The following is an 18,222-nucleotide window of genomic DNA, read 5'->3' on the forward strand; positions in this document are numbered from 1 at the left end:
TCAGCCACGGCACAATTTTTGTAAGATTTAAATGATCCAGATCAATATAAGAGGGGGAGTGCGCGGTCAGCAGCCCCGCGCGGGTACATTTAAGTCACGAATGTAGGTGAAGATAGTGCTATCTGATCAATAAGAATTACAGCGTCAGATCTTTAATTGTAGTGGTCGGGCCATTTTTCATTACAGAGGCAATGCCATTTTTGGCGGCAGACTCAGAACTGTAGGATTCGCTGACGCCAATAATTTGATGGTTTTTCGCTTTCAACACGAAGTAAGGTTCGTTTTTGACGTTGCGCTTCAGTTCAAACTGGCTTTCCAATGGCGAATTACTTTGTACCGATGAGATGCCATTTTCAGCCGATGCTTTGCTGGCGTACATCTCACTGGAGAGAATAATTTCACCATTACTGGCTTTTAGATTGAAATGATACTGCCCATTCTTTGCCTTCTTAATCTCATAGTGACCCGTGGCCATAAGTGTTTCTCCTGTAGGTGGAATACCTCTAATAGTGTAGTCAACGTTCACAGGAAGTCTGCTTACTACGCCTTATATCAGCATAATTAGGATTCGGTGGTAATGGAATTATACTAAACGACAGATCTCAGCTTCCCAGCGATACCCCATGCCATATACCGCGCGGATAAACGGTTTATCACCATCAAGTGACTCCAGCTTGCGTCGCAGATTTTTGATATGGCTATCAATAGTGCGATCCGTCACTACGCGGTAATCGTCGTACAGGTTATTTAATAACTGTTCACGGCTGAATACATGGCCCGGTTGGGTGGCCAATATTTTGAGTAAGCGAAACTCTGCTGGCGTTAACTCTAACAAGTGGCCTTGATAACTGGCCTGAAAACGGGATTCGTCGATTATCAAGGGGGCGCTATCAGTGGCTTGCTCTCGTGCTTGATGGCAGCGGCGCAGTATGGTTTTGACTCGAGCGACGACTTCCCGTGGGCTGTAGGGTTTGCAGATATAGTCATCGGCACCGATCTCCAGCCCCAGCAACCGGTCAATCTCTTCGGTTTTGGCGGTGACCATCATGATTGGCACATCAGAGAAACGACGGATTTCACGGCAAATGGTGATGCCATCGCTACCGGGCAGCATTAAATCCAGCAGAATAATGGCAGGTGGAGTGTGGCGAACGGTGGCGACGGCCTCTAATCCATTAGTCAGCCACTGCGTGCGGTATCCCGCGGCTTGCAGATAATCGACCAGTAACTGGCCGAGCTTGGGTTCATCTTCAACAATCAATACGCAGCCAGGCTGGCTGGCAGACAGAAGCGGCTCATGCATTACAGTGAATTATCCTTTGGAATGGAATAACGGGAATACTACCGTAATCCGCAGGCCACCCAAAGGTGAATGTTCAGCACTGATTTTTCCGCCGTGGGCTTCCACAATATTATGACATATTGCCAGGCCCAGCCCCGACCCGCCGCTGGCACGGTTACGTGAATTTTCGGTGCGATAAAAACGCTCGAAGATACGTTGCAATTGTTCGTCGCTGATACCCGGTTTACTGTCCTGCCAGTGGAGGGTTAATGTCTCTTCTTGCAGCAGTGCGATTATCTCTAGCTGCCCACCTTCGTTGGTATAACGCAGGCTGTTTTCCAGCAAATTATGAAATAATTGGTTCAAACGATCAGGATCGCCGAACATTGTCGCATGTTCCGGCAGGCGGGCGCTGATAGTCATATTTTTGCTGTGAAAGCGGCCATTGAAGCTGGCAATGGCGATTTGTAACAGGCGGACGGCGTCCAGTTGCGTTTTGCGGTAAGCCAGTGCGCCACGATCAGACATAGAGAGCTGATGCAGGTCGTTGACCAGCTTAGTCAGGATTCCCACTTCGGCTTGCAGTGAAATCAATGACTCCGGTGTTGATTTGCGCACGCCATCTTGCAGTGCCTCCAACTCGCCACGCAGTACCGCCAGTGGGGTGCGCAATTCATGAGAAACATCGGCCATAAAGTCGCGCCGCATCTGCTCGTTTTTTTCCAGTGAACTGGCCAGCAGGTTGAAATCCTGTGCCAGTCGCCCCAGTTCATCACGGCTGCTGACCGCCACCCGAGTGCTGAAATCCCCTGCGGCCAACCGATGTGTCCCTTCTACCAGCCGTTTTACCGGTGCCAGCATACCGCGTGACAGCAACCAGGTTACGGCCGCGGCCAGTAGTGTCGATAAGCCGACGATTAACCAGCTGGTGCGCCGCTGCTGCTGATCAAAGTTAATATCGGCGTTGCGGGTAATCTTTTCCGGTGGTGTCGACAGCACCCAGCCCACCACCTGTTTCTTGACGGTTATCGGCCTGCGACTGGCGCCATTTGGCACCTGACCGCTATGCCCGACCAGCAGATTATTATGGTTATCCACCACCCAGAATTGCGCGCGCCAGCCGCGGGGAGGCAGATTACGGCTGCTATCGCCGCTCTGTTCGAACGAACGCATGATCTGATAAATCACCTGATCATTATTGCGCAGGAAGTCCCAATTACCGTAGCGTTGATATTGCACCTCAAGAGCCTCGCCCAGCATGGCGATACGCTGCTCATTGCTCTGTTTGATATAACCGATAAAACCGCGCTCAAAGCTGGCTCTAACTCCCCAATGCATGGTAATTAACACCAACATGCAAGTCGCGAAAATAGCCATAAAGAGCTTGCCGGTGATGCCGATTCTCATAATTTCCTCACCTGTTTAATCGGTTGGCTACCATCGAGAGCAGGGGGGTATTAACGATGGTTATATTCGTCGCCGCTGTCATGTTACTCCAGCCTCATCAGCGGCTGCTTACTCAAACGGCTGCGTAATCGGTCAAAGTAGAGATAAACCACCGGTGTGGTATACAGCGTGAGCAACTGGCTCATCACTAACCCGCCGACAATCGTTATTCCCAATGGCTGGCGCAGTTCTGCTCCATCGCCACTGCCCAATAACAACGGCAGCGCGCCGAACAAGGCCGCCAGTGTCGTCATCATAATTGGCCTAAAACGTAGCAAACTGGCTTGAAAAATGGCATCGCGGGCGCTGAGATTGCCGTTACGTTGCGCGTCGAGAGCAAAATCCACCATCATGATGGCGTTCTTTTTCACAATACCAATCAATAACATAATGCCAATAAGGGCAATCAGGCTGAAGGGAGCATCGAACAGTTCCAGTGCCAGCAGCGCCCCAACACCGGCGGAGGGCAGGGTTGAGAGGATAGTCAGCGGATGAACGTAACTCTCATATAAAATCCCCAGCACAATATATACCGTGGCGATGGCGGCCATAATCAACCATAGCTGAGATTTCAGCGTTTCCTGGAACACCTGCGCGGTACCGGTAAATGTGCCACGCACACTGGCAGGAACACCCAGTTCGGTCATGGAGCGCTCAACGGCGGCGGTTGCCTCAGACAAACTTCCCCCGTCAGGCAAATTAAATGAGATGGTTGAGGCGGCGGATAAGCCTTGATGGTTAACCGCCAGTGGCGCATTGGCAGGCCGCCATTGGGCAAAGTAAGATAGTGGAATTGACTGACCGCTGCTGTTAATCACAAACATCTTATCCAGCGAACTCACATCCTGCGTGTATTGTGGTGCCACTTCCATCACTACTTTGTATTGGTTCAATGGCTGATAAATGGTGGAAATTTGCCGCTGACCAAACGCATTGTTTAGCAGTGCATTAGCATCGGATACATCGATCCCCAGCCGCGCCATCGTTTCACGGTCATAAGTCAGCGCCACCTCGGAGCCTTTATCTTGCTGATCGGAGTTAACATCAGCCAGTTCCGGCAATTTAGCCAGTGCAGCGCGAACTTTCGGTTCCCATTCGCGCAGCGCGGCCAAGTCATCAGCCAACAGAGTGAATTGATAGCTGGCATTGGCCTGACGACCACCGACCCGAATATCCTGTACCGGAGAGAGGAACAGGCTGGCACCCGGTTCTTTAGCTAGTTTTGTGCGCAAACGGGTGATAATTTGCTGTGCGCTCTCCTTGCGTTCACTTAATGGTTTGAGCGAGATAAACATTGAGCCGCTGTTAGTGCGCGAACCACCGGTAAAGCCGGTGACATTGTCAACCGCCGGATCAGCACTGACAATTTTCATGAAATCTTTCAGTTTCTGTTGCATCGCCTGAAACGAAATACTCTGATCGGCTTGAATAAAGCCCATCATGCGGCCGGTATCCTGCTCGGGAAAGAAGGTTTTTGGGATACTGATATAGAGCCAGACATTCAGCGCGATAGTTGATAGCAGCACAGCCATTACCCAACGCGTATGGCCTAACACCCAATTGAGCGAGCGGCCATAACCTTGCTGAATAACCAGCAGCACTTTACCGAAACCGCGAATACGTGGTTGCTGACCCGCTGGCTGTGCGCGCAGTAAATGGGCGCACATCATCGGTGTCAGAGTGAGAGATATGATCAGCGAGATACCGATAGCCACCGACAATGTAACGGCAAATTCGCGGAATAAGCGCCCCGGCAGCCCTTCCATCAGCAGCAGTGGAATAAATACCGCCACCAACGAGATACTCATCGACAGCACGGTAAAACCCACTTCACGCACCCCACGCAGAGCGGCAGCCATCGGTTTTACCCCTGCTTCCAAATGGCGAGAGATGTTTTCCAGCACCACGATGGCATCATCCACCACAAAGCCGGTGGCGATGGTCAGTGCCATTAACGACAGATTGTTCAGGCTAAAACCGCACAGGTACATGGCGGTAAAAGTGCCGATCAGCGAAACCGGCACTGCAACGGCGGGGATCAGCGTGGCACGACCGGATCGCAGGAACAGGAATACCACCAGAATCACCAGTGCTACGGCGATAATCAGTGAGCGCTCCACTTCATCAAGTGACGCGCGGATGGTTGGGGAGCGATCCTGGGCGATATTTAACGTAATTGAGGCGGGGATCGAGGCACGCAGGGCTGGGAGTTCTGCCCGAATCCTGTCAACCGTGGCAATAATATTTGCGCCTGGCTCACGGCTGATCACCAACAGAATGGCGGGTTTACCATCGGACATCCCGGCATTGCGCACATCTTGTACCGAATCTTTGATATTAGCGACATCCTGTAGCCGTACCGGTGAGCCATTGTTGTAGTGAATGATGAGCGGGCGATAACCCTCGGCGGTTTTGATTTCATCATTGGCCTGCACCTGCCAGTGCTGCTCACTGCTATCAATCGATCCCTGCGGGCGGCGCACGTTGGCGGCACTGATCGCCTGACGCACGGCATCCAGTGATACGCCTTGATTGAATAATGCGCTGGGGTTCAGCTCAACCCGTACCGCTGGCAGAGAGCTGCCGCCGACGGAGACATCGCTGACGCCCTCCGTTTGAGCGATTTTCTGTGCCAATTGGGTTGAGGCGAAATCATACAATTGGCCCTGAGTGAAAGTATCCGAGGTCAGCGTCATTATCATGATCGGTGCATCGGACGGATTCATCTTACGGTAGGTCGGGCGGTTGGGCATCCCGGTTGGCAGCAGGCTTTGGGCAGCGTTAAGTGCGGCCTGCACATCCCGCGCCGCGCCATTGATATCGCGGCTGAGATCAAATTGCAAAATGATCCGTGTGCTACCCAGCGAACTGGTTGAGGTCATTTCATTGACCCCAGCAATCCTTCCCAGTGCACGTTCCAGTGGGGTGGCAACCGACGATGCCATTGTTTCCGGGTCAGCACCTGGCATAGAGGCGCTGACCATAATCACTGGATAATCAACCTGTGGCAGCGGTGAAACCGGCAGTAAGCTAAAGCCGATAATGCCGCTGAGGGTGATAGCCAGTGTCAGCAGAGTGGTGGCCACCGGGCGCTGGATGAACAGAGCGAAGAATTTCACGGTTGCTCCTGCCCGCTCGGCAATTCGGGTGCATCAATATCCTGCTGACGATAGCGATTTTTGCCGTAGGTATTGCGCGCCAGTTTATCGAATAACAGGTAGATAACCGGGGTGGTGAACAGGGTCAGTACTTGGCTGACAATCAGCCCACCGACCATACAAACGCCCAGCGGTTGGCGCAGCTCGGCACCGGCTCCGGTACTGAGCATCAGTGGTAAAGCACCAAATAGCGCCGCCAGGGTGGTCATGAGAATGGGGCGGAAACGCAATAAGCAGGCCTGATAAATTGCGTCATATGGGGTCATCCCCTGATCGCGTTCGGCAGCCAGCGCAAAGTCGATCATCATGATGGCGTTTTTCTTCACGATCCCAATAAGCAGAATGATCCCGATAATGGCGATCACATCCAGCTCATTGCCGGTCAACATCAGCGCCAGCAACGCCCCAACACCGGCGGTCGGCAGCGTTGATAAAATAGTGACCGGGTGAATAAAGCTTTCGTACAACACGCCGAGCACAATATACATCGCCACGATCGCGGCAATAATCAGCCATAGCGTGCTGCCGAGTGCAGCCTGGAACGCCAGCGTGGAGCCTTGGAAACGGGTGGTAATGTCTGCTGGTAGTTGAATCTCTTGCTCGGCTTTCATCACCGCGTTTACCGCTTCACCCAATGAATAGCCCGCAGCCAGATTGAACGAGATAGTGGCAGACGGGAACTGATTCAAATGGTTGATAGACAGTGGGCCAAAACGCTCTTCAATGGTGGCAATACTGTTTAATGGCACCGCTTTACCGTCACTGCCGGTCAGACGAATATCGTTGAACGCGGCCAGTCCTGGCGTGGCCTTAACATCGTGCTCCAGCACCACCCGATACTGGTTGGCTTGGGTATAAATCGTCGAAATCAGCCGTTGCCCAAACGCGTTATATAGCGCGCTATCGATAGCTGACATCGTTATTCCCAACCGGCTGGCGCTGTCACGATCGACATTCACAAATGCCACCAAACCTTTATCCTGCCAGTCACTGGTGACATCCTGGAAGGGAGCTTGCTGCTGCAATTCGTGGATCAGTTTCGGCACCCAGGCGCTCAGTTCCTCCAGTGAGGTGGTTTGCAGGGAGAACTGATACTGTGTCCGGCTCTGTTGGGTATCAATGGTGAGATCCTGCACCGGTTGCAAATAGAGCTTGATGCCTGGCACGCTCGCCACACTTTGCTGCAAGCGGGTAATCACCTCGGGGATGCGGTCATCACGGCGGTTTAGCGGCTTTAGGTTAATCTGCAACCGGCCATTGTTGAGGGTGGCATTGGTGCCATCCACGCCGACAAACGAGGTCAGGCTTTCCACCGCCGGATCTTTGAGAATAATGGCCGCGACCTGCTGTTGCCGTTCTGCCATATTACTGAATGAAACCGATTGTGGCGCTTCCAGTGTGCCTTGAATCAGCCCGTTGTCTTGTAATGGGAAAAATCCTTTCGGCATCATGAGATAAAGCAGCACTGTCAGCACTAAGGTGCTCACCGCGACACCCAAGGTTAGCCATTGGTGCTTAAGCACTTTTTTCAGCGCCACCGCATAGTGGGCAATGACCCAGTCAAAGAACTTCTCACTGGCGCGTGACAAGCGGTTTTGCTTGCGCAGTGACTCATAACTGAGCATCCGCGCGCACATCATGGGGGTCAGGGTGAGGGACACCACGGCTGAAATCAGAATTGCCACCGCCAGCGTTACGGCAAATTCGCGGAACAGACGACCGACGATATCGCCCATAAATAGCAGTGGAATTAATACTGCAATCAATGAGAAGGTCAGTGAAATAATGGTGAAACCAATCTCACCAGCCCCTTTCAGCGCGGCATCCAGTGGTTTCTCGCCTTTTTCGATGTAGCGAGAGATATTCTCTATCACCACAATGGCGTCATCGACCACAAAACCGGTGGCGATGGTCAGTGCCATTAATGTCAGGTTGTTGATTGAGAAACCCAGGAAATACATCGCGGCGAACGTCCCGATCAATGACAACGGCACAGCAATGCTGGGGATGATGGTGGCGGCCGCATTACGCAGGAACAGGTAAATCACCATTACCACCAATACAATTGCCAGCAACAGCTCAAATTGCACGTCACTGACTGAGGCGCGGATAGTGGTGGTGCGGTCAGTCAGCACGTTGACATCAACCGATTTAGGCAGACTTTTAATCAGCTCCGGCAGCATCTCGCGAATACTGTCGGCGGTGGCTATCACGTTAACCCCCGGCTGGCGCTGAATATTCAGCACGATGGCCGGTTGGCTATTGGCCCATGCCGCCAGTTTGTTATTTTCTGCGCCCTGCTCGATGGTAGCGATATCCTGTAAGCGAATCGGTGCGCCATTTTGGTAAGCAACAATCAGATTGCGGTAATCCTCAGCCGATTTCATCTGGTCGTTGGCGGATAAGGTTACCGAACGGGTTGGCCCATCCAGGCTACCTTTGGCCGAGTTGACGTTGGCATTACTGATGGCGGTGCGAATGGTTTCGCTGTCCAACCCCAAGGCGGCAACGGCGGGTGCGTTCAGTTTCACCCGCACCGCCGGGCGCTGGCCGCCAGAGATAGTGACCAGGCCGACGCCGGTAACTTGCGAGATTTTCTGCGCGATACGGGTTTCCACCATATCTTCCACTTGCGTCATCGGAATAGCCGTGGAGGTCACCGCCAGCGTCAGGATCGGTGGATCGGCCGGATTCACTTTACTGTAAATCGGCGGATAAGGCAGGTCGGTTGGCAGCAGGTTAGTGGCGGCGTTAATGGCCGCTTGCACCTCTTGTTCTGCCACATCCAGCGGCAAAACCAGTTGGAATTGCAAGGTGATGACCGACGCGCCACCGGAGCTTTGTGACGCCATCTGTTTTAAGCCAGACATCTGACCAAACTGACGTTCTAGTGGTGCGGTAATGGAGGAGGTCACCACATCCGGACTCGCGCCGGGATAGAGTGTGACCACCTGAATGGTGGGGTAATCCACCTCCGGCAGGGCGGAAACCGGTAAGGCGCGGTAACCGATAATCCCCGCCAGCAGGATGGCAATCATAAATAATGTAGTGGCAACTGGCCGCAGGATAAACAAGCGTGATGGCCCACCGCCCGGAGTTGGAGGCATCGACTGCATCAGGATTTCTCCGTGGCGGTATCCGCAACGCGTTTTCTGCCTTTATGCGTTGTATTCTCTCCTTGTAGCGGTTTTTCCACGCTGGCGCGTGGGGTAATGACGTCAACTTGTAACCCTTCCGTCAGGCGATCAATACCGTCGGTCACCACACGTTGACCGGCATCCAGCCCGGCGCTGATAACCACTTGTTTGCTATCCTGAATCCCAGTGGTAACCAAGTGCTTACTGACTTTGTTCTCGTCATTTAATGTCCAGACGAAGCTGCCTTCGTTGCCCATCTGTACCGCTGCGGTTGGTACCACCACAGCATTTTGCAGTAAATCCACTTTAATGCGCGCATTGACAAATTGATTCGGGAACAGCACATCATCTTCATTATTGAAGCGAGCTTTTAGTTTGATGGTGCCGGTAGTGGTATCAATTTGGTTATCGAGGCTGAGTAGATAACCCTGTGCCAGTAGCTGTTTATTGGTGCGATCCCAGGCTTCAACCGGGACAGTCGTATTATTTTTTGCCGCATTTTTCTGCGCTTGCATAATGGCTGGGATATCACTTTCCGGCAGGGTAAAGACCACATCGACCGGATGTGTTTGAGTGATAACCACAATCGGGGTGGTGGTGCTGCTGGTAATGTAGTTACCGACATCCACTTGTTTAAGCCCGACTTTGCCGGAAATGGGCGCGGTAATGCGGCTATAAGTCAGTTGCAGTTTGGCGCTATCGATAGCGCCCTGATCAGCTTTTACGCTACCTTCGCTTTGGCGAACCAGCGAGGCTTGGGTATCGAGTTCTTGTTGAGAAACTACGTTGGTTTTGATCAATTTCTGATAACGGGCTAAATCGCGACGCGCGTTATCCAACGTGGCCTGATCTTTGGCTAACTGGCCCTGTGCTTGAGTGAGTAACACCTGATAAGGGCGTGGATCGATTTCCGCTAATAAGTCACCGGCATTGACCTGCTGGCCTTCGGTAAAATGGATCGCCATTAACTGACCATCGACCCGGCTGGTGACGGTGACGGTATTGGCGGCAAGCACCGTCCCTAAGCCGGTAAGATAGCGCGGCACCGCTTGTTCGGTGGCGGTGGCGGTCTGCACCGGTGACATTGGCATATTACGCCGCCCCCCAGTGCGGGCGGAGCTGTTGCCACTCGCAATTTGTTGTGCGCCGGGCGCAGTGTTCTGCGGGGTTGCACTTAAATGACACCATATAAACACAGTAACAATAATCGCCACCGCTACCCCCAATAACACCAATAGGCGGGAAGTGCGTTTGGATTGAGCTTTCATGATGGCGGTGAGTCCCTTATATGTTCTGGTTAGCTGCACTGGAGTGCAATCAATTAGAATTTATACCCGATAGATTTCGAGGTGCAGCCAACACTTCTGCATCATGAAAGAGGTCGAGTATAGATATGTTACTAGTTTAACGGGCATTGAGCGGATAAAAATGGAGGAAATATGAAAGTATTGTCAGGGGCTGGGGAGCGGAGCTTACAATGTTGACATTCAAAACTGTTTCGGGTGGTTGATACTCGTTCATTTATCACTTTACCTCCGCGGTTTGACTCGGTTGAGGCTACAGGGTTCATATGAACACAGTACGATTCTCAACCGAAGCCTGACCCGAACCCCCATACCACTACTCATAAGTCACAGTAAAGGTGGCACTGGCATTGGCTTTACCGGGAGTGATTGTAGTGTCGGTTTGATAATAGCGCGCGGTGATATCTATAGTTTGCTCTGAATCCTTACTGCCGGCCATAGAGGTAGCCATTTCTTGGGCGCTGCCCAATACGACAGGAACTCTATTTTTACCTGCCAGTAACTGCACGCCGATACCCGTGGCGACACCGGGTTCTTGAGTCAGTTTAATCACCCCCGGAACACCGGTGCTGGTATCGTTAACTTTCAGACTATATTTGGTTTTCGGGTCACAAGATAAAATAATCGGCTGAGTTATTTCCCGCCCGATGCTACCAATCCCCTTAAAGGTATTTTGCTGATGTTCGCCTAAAACAAAATTGAGATTGGGGGTATTTAGCGTGCAGCCATTTTTATTGACTATCCCTGAGGCCGCGTCAAGTATACCGGGCAGATTTTTGGCGTTGCCAGGGCTATCGTTTTCCAGATAATACTTAATATAACCTTGGGATATTAATAGGGCCAAATTCTTGTATGGGTGCAGTCTTAAACAAGTTTCTTCGAATAACAAAATGAACCCGCTGAACCTTGGGGGTAGGATTGATAGTACAGACTATCTTTGTTGTATCCAACATTGTGCAGACACCTGGGTTGCCAGTTACTTCAAATTTAATACCTACGCCGGCTAAGTTAGTATCAAATGCTTCAGGATAAGCGGCATTAATGCGAGCCGCCGGATCCATTTCAAAAACGAGTCTTCCAAAATTTTGTTGAGGATTGGCAAGTGAGCAATCCAGTCGGATACCTCGCGCATACATATTTTTCGATGTACCAGGGAGATCAGTGCTATAGATGGTAATAGGGGTTACTCTTACTTCAGTCGGTTTAAGTTTATCAATATCACATTGGATATTGGCATAACTGATTGTAGGCATAAACCCATATATAATAACTAATAATAAAATTAGCTTGCCAGCAACAGAATATTTGCGGATGTTAATCCGGTTAAGCATTAAATTAATCATCATCTTCTATTCTGCTTAGTGGTGTATGCGCAGCGGCTAATTTATCGCTCAGATTAGCGTTATCCACAATAATGGCCGTCGCTACGGGCGAAATACCACCGAAGTCACTGATGGCCTGCCAGCTTACCGAATCTGAGTTACCCGCAGGCAGAGGTAGCGTTAGTGTGCTTTTGGCAGCAATCATGCTGACACTTTTAATCTCATTGCCACCTACTTTCAGGCTATGGAAAGAGATGTGATACGCGCTCGGGTTGCTGACCTGCAATTGATTACCGTGACGTGAGAAAGTCAGTGTTTTATAAGTATTAGCCAGTGTATTCGGCAGTTCGACCAAACGGTAAAGTTGGGTGACACGCTGTTTAATGGTCATAAACAGTGGGGTACTTTCATCGGCTAATACATTCGCTTGAACGGAGTGTACCGCGCCGCTTAAGCAGACCATAAATAATAGCGGTTTAAACCACCACATAAAAATTCTCTTGGGATAATGTTGATTATTGCCCGTTAATCTAACAGTTATATTTTTAAACGGAATATTCAGGTTACGGAATTAAGCTGCGGTCAGAGAAAGTATAAATTGGATAAAATGGCCGTGGTTTATGACTTTCTGGGAAAAACCCATTCTGACTATTGACAACGGCCGCTACGGTGGCAGTGAAGTTAACTCACTGCCACCACCATTTGCTTTATTATTGATAAGTCATAGTAAATGTGGCAGTAGCATTGGCGGTGCCAGGGGTGACTTTGTTTTCGGTCTGATAATAGCGAGCGGTGATATCGATGGTTTCTTGTGAGTTACCATTTTTCGACGTGCCAACTTCCATAGGGTTGCCTATTTCTATTGGCTTACCATTGGCTATTAATTGCACTCCCACTCCGGTAGCACTTGATCCTGAGTCTAATTCAATTACTCCCTTATTAGGATACTTACTTGAACTTGTAATGTGAAATGAATATTTAGTATCGGGATCGCAGGTTAATTTTATTTTTTCTGTTAGTCCATTACCTTTTGGGCCGATGCCAGTGAAATTAACTTGTTGTTGTTTCCCTAAATTAAAATTGATATCTGGGGTGTCAAGGGTGCAGCTATTAGCTAATAAAGAAAGCCCAGTCGAAATAACTTCGATGTTTGGAATTGTTTGGGCTGTGCCTTGGCCTTGAGTTTCCATGTAGTAAGTGTAATTGAATGTAGGGAGATCACTAATCAAACCGGTAGAAAACTTACTATCTAAAATAACAAGAGTTGTGGTGAAATTTATAGCCTCCCATTCACTCTGATTGCCATTCTTAGTCATTAGCCCCCCAGTAGGTATCTTACATCTATATTCTACGCCATTATCAGTAGGAGTTTCATGTCCGTCACTACAGGCAGTCTTATTTTGCTTTAGATCAAAGTTAACTTTTATGCCAACGCCATTAAGATTTGTTGTGTAAGTATTCGGGCGGCCAGGGATTGGTGGTTTGTTCGCGTTAATTTTTACGACTAGTTCTCTATCGCTTCCATTTATGTACTTACTTACCATTATATTACAGCCTACATATTTAGTGTTGCGTCCTATTTCTTGCTCTTTATTTTGCATTCCTCCATTATTTATTCTTATTGATTTTACGTCTACTTTATTGTTTCCGTTAAGTATACAGCTAGTCGACTTTACAGCTGCATTTGTTACTGTCGGAATAAATAACAATATACATAATAACATTAGTTTATTCATGGTGGATTTATTTTCATTTTCCATAAGTTTGAAAGTAAACATAATATCCTGTTAAGTGAATAAGAAGACGCAGCGGGTTAATTACTATTAACCCGTCATCCTAAGTTTATTTACCGACAAACCGCATCCAATATGCGCACTGCCGAGGTGGTATTGGTATCCGCTGCCGGTAAGGTCAATGCCGCGCGACACTGCTGCTTTTCCTGATGGCCCCATTGCACCTGCAAGTTGCCGTTATCCGGCACGCCGCTGAGATACACCTGGCCGTCATCACCGACGATACTGCTATTGGTGCTGTCTGCTGCCTCATCCTGCAAGCTGGCCATGGCGCCGAATGGCACTGGCTTGCCCTGATAACTGAGGTTAATCAGCACCCGGCTGCCGAGGCGCGGCTGGAAGTTAGCCAGCACCACCGCGCCGCGGGTAGGTACCACGTTTTGGCTGGTAATATCCATATCGATATTGTCGCCCATCGTTTGGGTATCCAGCGCCACGCTGTTTTGGCGATAAGGGGTGGCATACGGCACCACTGCATAACCACGCCAGTCGGTTTTCACCCCGCGGCCATTGCCGACGCCAACGCCCTTGGCTCCGGGCGCGCGTACCAACACCAAGGTATCGCTCTGAGATTGTGACAAGGTAACACCGTAAGAGTGCGCCAGCACACCGCCACTTAGGCCATAGTTCAACTGACGGCTGTTCGCACTGTAGCTATAACCGGCATTTAACTGGCCGTAAGCCGCGCTATAACTGCTGCTTAGGTTACCGCTGTTGCCACCGCCACGATTGGCGCGACTTTGTTGCAGACTGTAGCTCAAGTTATTATCGATCGCACTGCCACTCAGCCCCAACTGCTGGCTGGTTGTGCCGCCTTTATTGTTGTTAATACTGTAGTTGGCCCAACTATTAGGCAGCCATTTGCTCAACGGAATATTGACACTCAGGCTGGTACGCTGATCGTTTTGCTGCTGGCCCGGCGTCTGACTATAGCTGTAATTTAGGCCATAGCTAATGCCAGAGAGAGAAATGTTGTAGCCCAGCGTGGCATTGCGTTCGTAGCCTTTGCGCTGCCAGTAATCCTGCTGATAAGCGGAAAGATACAGGCTGCCAAAGTCACTCAGTGACTGGCTGATATGAAACTGGGTACGGCTGCGCTTGTTGTTACGCACCTGAGAGTTATTGTTGTGCCCCAGCGAGTTAATGCTGCCCACGCCGGTCAGTTGGTTAGCTTCACTGAAATCATAAAAGCCCTCGGTGGAGTAGCGGTGGCTACCGAGCGAGAAGTTCGTGCCGGTTTCACTAAAACTTTTGGCATATTGCAGGCGGTAAGATTGCCCCTGACGGGTTGTTTGATCGGTAAAGGTGGTTTTGGCTTGGGTCACATCCATGGATACTGACCCCACACGGCCTAAGCCAATTCCCACGCCTAGCGCCCCGGCCTGATAATCAGACGAGATCAATAAGCCGTTATACAGGGTAAAGCCGTACGGCATACCGTAGGCCAGCGAGGTCTGGGCAAAGTGCGGCGTAGGGCTGCCATTGCCACCGCCACGGTATTGACCGGCGCTCAGGGAATATTTCAGGCTGCCCTCGCGCTGCATAATGGGCGCGGCAGAAAATGCCTGTTTAAAACTGCGCTCGCTGCCATCGGCCTCTTTGATGGTCACCTCCAGATCACCACTGGAAGCCGTGGGGAATAGGTCGTTAATGGCGAAAGCCCCCGGTGGCACGTAGGTTTGGTAAATCACATTATTATTCTGACGAATGGTGACCTGCGCGTTGCTGTCGGCAATACCGCGGATTACCGGAGCAAAACCGCGCAAGCTGTCGGGCAACATACTGTCATCAGATGACAACTGCGCACCACGGAAAGCCACACCGCTCAGGATCTCGCCGGGGGTGTAACTGTCACCGAGGGTCAGTTGCCCTTTGATGGCATGAATATCGCGCTGCAAGGTATTGGTAATGTTTTGCCACTCTGCTTCACCATTGCTGCTCTGGCTGTAAGTGGAATAGTTGCGCAAGCGCCACGGCCCCCAGTTCAGCCCGCTGCGCAGGTTGAGGAAATGGCTGCTATTGCTGCCCGGCTGGTTATCCTGCCAGCTATTGGCACCGCTCAGGTTGTAGTTGACCATCAACGCGGGGATACCTTGATCCCACTGTTTCGGGTCAATATAGCCGCGTGCCTGACTGTTCAGCGCCGCCTGTGGAATGCTTAAATCCAGCCGCTGGTGATTAAGATCAAAGCTGCTGCTGGCGGCTGGGATAAATTCGCTCAATTGCGCCAGTGGCACATCTACAAGCTGCTGTTGCAAGGCTGGAAAGGCGGCCACTTTCACCCCTAAATCGGCCAGTTGCTGTGGGGTGATTTCGGCCAGTAAGCTGCCGTTAGCGGCAATAAAGTTGACGTCACGTGTCTCTATCTGCTGGCCATTAAGGTAAATATCCACCCGATAAGTGCCGGGCAACTGCGCGCCGGATTGCGAAAACACACTGAGATCAATCGCCGCATAACTGGCGTCTTTAATTTCTAACGAACCGGGATGGAAATAATCCTCAGCCCAGGCGGGGGCCGACAATGCGGTTAACCCTAGCGCCAACTGAATCGCCAGCCTTAAAGCCCGCCCGCTGGGCGGTAAAGCAAAATGAAGTTGCGTCATGGTGGTCATCCGGGGTTATAAGTTGGCAGTGGCAACATCGGAAGTGCCGCCAAAATCATTAATCGCCTGCCAGCTCACCGCGCCTGTAGCGCCCGCAGGAAGGTCAACGGTCAGGGTCCCGTGAGGTGCTACCATCAGCGCGCCTTTGATTTCACTGCTACCCACTTTCAGGGTATGGAAAGAGATGTGATAGGCAGTGGGGTTGCTTACCTGCAACTGCTTGCCGTGGCGCGAGAAGCGCAGCGCTTTGTAGGCATCAGCGGCGTTACCCGCTAGCCCTGCTGGGCGGTAAAATAATTTGATGCGATTTTTAATCGCGATAAAGAGCTGGTTGCCATCGCCTTTTTTACTGGCGGGAATGGTTTTGACATTCAGCCAATACACCGATTCGCGGTCTTGCGGCAAATTTCTGCCAGCTAATAAAATACGCAGGTTACTTTCCTGCCCACTATCTAAACGGAATAATGGCGGGGTGATGATAAAGGGTGCTTTGTTATTATTGGAGGCCTCGATATTATCGACCCAGCTTTGAATTAAATAAGGGGTGTTTTTATCCTGATTGTTAACGGACAAAGTGGCTTCTTTTTTTGCGCCATCATAAATAACCCGGGTGCCACCGACCGAAACACCGGCCTGCGCCGTGTTTACCGCGCCGGATAATAGTAAAATTAACGATAGTGATTTGAACCACGGCATGAAAATTCTCTCTCTAATACAAGTGTGTTATTACCGCGATAGCAATAATGAAAATAAAATAACGCCCCGCACAATAACCGCACGGGGCAGTGAAGGTATAACTCATAAATCAGTTATAAAAGGATTGTCGCTAAGAGCTGCTAACTTTATTCCTGTGGAAGGGATTAGTTATATGTAATTTCATAGTCCAATGCGGCAGTTAAATCACCTGGCTTGACGTCTGCTCGAGGTTTGGTTGTCTTATATTTTAATGTATAATCAAAAGTGGCAATACCATTAGTAATTGTTTGAATGTCAGTTGTGCCAATGTTATATTCCGAGCCATTTTTAAGTATATTCAGCACGATGGTGTCATTTGTTTTGCCACTGTCTTGCAGTGCGATATCAGCACCGTTTGCAGTACCAGTGAATTTAATTTCAGCATTTTTGGCACTCTTTGGACAACCCGTTAATTTAATTTCAAAAGGTGCTTCTTTGTTAATCGGACTTGCACTCTCGGGGATGTCTTGTCCAAAGATATTAGGCATGGTAAGTGAATGCGTACTACCAGTGGCACCATTATTAATTGCAACCTCACAAGGTGTTGCTGTGACTGAGCCGGTAATAGTAATCTTGCCGATTGCTGCATTTGCCGCAGAGGCAAATACCGAGGCTGCCAGTAAAGAGGTAACAATCAGTTTCTTTTTCATCGTCATATTCATAATAAAGTTCCAACCCGAAATAGTTTGCGGTATGTAATGGTTAATTTATATGGCCCCAATGGCCGATTTTGCAATGAAAGGTGTTTATTGCCGTTTCATCTTGGTCGCTAATATAATGACCAGAAGTGTGATGAGGGAAGTTTCTTTTTCGGAATTAACACCGGGTAAGAGAGAGTCACTATTTAATAAGGTGGGGGAGTTTATTAGTGACTCGGAATGTATCCTTAAAATAGTCAATAAAGGTCGTGAAAGAGGGGTATTTTATCGGAATAGTTCGGAATGGGGATTAAAATTTAATTAAATCAGGGGGGTATTAGTGTGGTTGGGGGGGATTGATATTTGATTAGAATTAGAATTAGAATTAGAATTAGAATTAGAATTAGAATTAGAATTAGAATTAGAATTAGAATTAGAATTAGAGATTAGAGATTAGAGATTAGAGATTAGAGATTAGTTCGGTTGTTAAAACTTCACGGCTCACTTGGCCTCCGATGAACCAACCGCCAAAGGGTGCGGGCGCGCACCCTTGTGGAATCCCGCGCTTCGCACGTATCGCCTGCCCACTGCGTGGGTTCCCTCGATTCATCATTTCGCTGGCGGGACGGCTTTACGCGGGTCCCTCCGCGTGACGCCTAAATCCGCCGTCCATGGCGGATTTCCCTTGCTCCATTCTTCACTCGGCGGCTCAAATGTGCTAACAGGTTTTTGAATTGGCTTTTGACTTTGAGCGCAATCAGGAATATTACCGACAAAGGTGGTGGCCCGAGTGAGCCGCCATGG

Annotated in this window: 13 protein-coding genes; all 13 read right to left on the reverse strand. The window is 50.0% G+C overall.

The features are described 5' to 3' along the window. Nucleotides 1-136: 136 nt before the first annotated feature. The 13 genes from YALDO0001_RS09670 to YALDO0001_RS19715 all read right to left on the reverse strand — a co-directional run bounded on the left by YALDO0001_RS09670 (nucleotide 137) and on the right by YALDO0001_RS19715 (nucleotide 17,430). A complete protein-coding gene (locus YALDO0001_RS09670; protein WP_004702508.1) occupies nucleotides 137-475 on the reverse strand; it encodes a YegP family protein in 339 nt (112 codons plus the stop codon). 108 nt (nucleotides 476-583) lie between these two features. After that, complete coding sequence (gene baeR / locus YALDO0001_RS09675; RefSeq protein ID WP_004702511.1) at nucleotides 584-1,303, reverse strand: envelope stress response regulator BaeR; 720 nt, start codon at nucleotides 1,301-1,303, stop codon at nucleotides 584-586. A 9-nt stretch (nucleotides 1,304-1,312) separates the two neighbouring features. After that, entirely contained in the window at nucleotides 1,313-2,689 is a 1,377-nt protein-coding gene (gene baeS, locus YALDO0001_RS09680; protein ID WP_004702513.1) for an envelope stress sensor histidine kinase BaeS, read from the reverse strand. 83 nt (nucleotides 2,690-2,772) lie between these two features. Next, nucleotides 2,773-5,847 carry a multidrug efflux RND transporter permease subunit MdtC gene (mdtC, locus tag YALDO0001_RS09685; protein WP_042839666.1) on the reverse strand — a complete coding sequence of 1,025 codons (3,075 nt, stop codon included), beginning with the start codon at nucleotides 5,845-5,847 and terminating at the stop codon, nucleotides 2,773-2,775. Then, a complete protein-coding gene (locus tag YALDO0001_RS09690; protein WP_004702517.1) occupies nucleotides 5,844-9,002 on the reverse strand; it encodes an MdtB/MuxB family multidrug efflux RND transporter permease subunit in 3,159 nt (1,052 codons plus the stop codon). The genes mdtC and YALDO0001_RS09690 overlap by 4 nt, the downstream gene beginning before the upstream one ends. Further along, complete coding sequence (locus YALDO0001_RS09695; RefSeq protein WP_042839668.1) at nucleotides 9,002-10,291, reverse strand: MdtA/MuxA family multidrug efflux RND transporter periplasmic adaptor subunit; 1,290 nt, start codon at nucleotides 10,289-10,291, stop codon at nucleotides 9,002-9,004. The genes YALDO0001_RS09690 and YALDO0001_RS09695 overlap by 1 nt, the downstream gene beginning before the upstream one ends. A 352-nt stretch (nucleotides 10,292-10,643) precedes the next feature. After that, nucleotides 10,644-11,171 carry a fimbrial protein gene (locus YALDO0001_RS09700; protein ID WP_004702518.1) on the reverse strand — a complete coding sequence of 176 codons (528 nt, stop codon included), beginning with the start codon at nucleotides 11,169-11,171 and terminating at the stop codon, nucleotides 10,644-10,646. Further along, a complete protein-coding gene (locus tag YALDO0001_RS09705) occupies nucleotides 11,140-11,673 on the reverse strand; it encodes a hypothetical protein (RefSeq protein ID WP_042839669.1) in 534 nt (177 codons plus the stop codon). Before YALDO0001_RS09705 ends, YALDO0001_RS09700 begins: the two co-directional genes overlap by 32 nt. Further along, nucleotides 11,663-12,139 carry a fimbrial biogenesis chaperone gene (locus tag YALDO0001_RS09710; RefSeq protein ID WP_004702521.1) on the reverse strand — a complete coding sequence of 159 codons (477 nt, stop codon included), beginning with the start codon at nucleotides 12,137-12,139 and terminating at the stop codon, nucleotides 11,663-11,665. The genes YALDO0001_RS09705 and YALDO0001_RS09710 overlap by 11 nt, the downstream gene beginning before the upstream one ends. A 220-nt stretch (nucleotides 12,140-12,359) precedes the next feature. Continuing rightward, entirely contained in the window at nucleotides 12,360-13,427 is a 1,068-nt protein-coding gene (locus YALDO0001_RS20740; RefSeq protein WP_004702524.1) for a fimbrial protein, read from the reverse strand. A gap of 68 nt (nucleotides 13,428-13,495) precedes the next feature. Further along, the gene (locus YALDO0001_RS09720; protein ID WP_004702526.1) at nucleotides 13,496-16,054 is read right to left on the reverse strand and encodes a fimbria/pilus outer membrane usher protein; all 2,559 of its coding nucleotides are present in this window, start codon (nucleotides 16,052-16,054) and stop codon (nucleotides 13,496-13,498) included. Nucleotides 16,055-16,060: 6 nt separating this feature from the next. After that, nucleotides 16,061-16,741: a fimbrial biogenesis chaperone gene (locus YALDO0001_RS09725; RefSeq protein WP_004702528.1), complete on the reverse strand. Its 681-nt coding sequence runs from the start codon at nucleotides 16,739-16,741 to the stop codon at nucleotides 16,061-16,063. Between the two features lie 164 nt (nucleotides 16,742-16,905). Continuing rightward, nucleotides 16,906-17,430, reverse strand: a complete 525-nt coding sequence (locus YALDO0001_RS19715) for a fimbrial protein (protein WP_156172350.1) — start codon at nucleotides 17,428-17,430, stop codon at nucleotides 16,906-16,908. Nucleotides 17,431-18,222: the final 792 nt, after the last annotated feature.

Source organism: Yersinia aldovae ATCC 35236, assembly GCF_000173735.1.
GTDB classification, from domain to species: Bacteria; Pseudomonadota; Gammaproteobacteria; order Enterobacterales; family Enterobacteriaceae; genus Yersinia; species Yersinia aldovae.

Coding starts and splice junctions, on each gene's coding strand:
- YALDO0001_RS20740 (WP_004702524.1), bottom strand. CDS start 13,427: ATGTTTACTTTCAAACTTATGGAAAATGAAAATAAATCCACCATGAAT.
- YALDO0001_RS09710 (WP_004702521.1), bottom strand. CDS start 12,139: ATGTGGTGGTTTAAACCGCTATTATTTATGGTCTGCTTAAGCGGCGCG.
- baeR (WP_004702511.1), bottom strand. CDS start 1,303: ATGCATGAGCCGCTTCTGTCTGCCAGCCAGCCTGGCTGCGTATTGATT.
- YALDO0001_RS09725 (WP_004702528.1), bottom strand. CDS start 16,741: ATGCCGTGGTTCAAATCACTATCGTTAATTTTACTATTATCCGGCGCG.
- YALDO0001_RS09690 (WP_004702517.1), bottom strand. CDS start 9,002: ATGCAGTCGATGCCTCCAACTCCGGGCGGTGGGCCATCACGCTTGTTT.
- YALDO0001_RS09705 (WP_042839669.1), bottom strand. CDS start 11,673: ATGATGATTAATTTAATGCTTAACCGGATTAACATCCGCAAATATTCT.
- YALDO0001_RS09670 (WP_004702508.1), bottom strand. CDS start 475: ATGGCCACGGGTCACTATGAGATTAAGAAGGCAAAGAATGGGCAGTAT.
- baeS (WP_004702513.1), bottom strand. CDS start 2,689: ATGAGAATCGGCATCACCGGCAAGCTCTTTATGGCTATTTTCGCGACT.
- YALDO0001_RS09695 (WP_042839668.1), bottom strand. CDS start 10,291: ATGAAAGCTCAATCCAAACGCACTTCCCGCCTATTGGTGTTATTGGGG.
- YALDO0001_RS09720 (WP_004702526.1), bottom strand. CDS start 16,054: ATGACCACCATGACGCAACTTCATTTTGCTTTACCGCCCAGCGGGCGG.
- YALDO0001_RS19715 (WP_156172350.1), bottom strand. CDS start 17,430: ATGAAAAAGAAACTGATTGTTACCTCTTTACTGGCAGCCTCGGTATTT.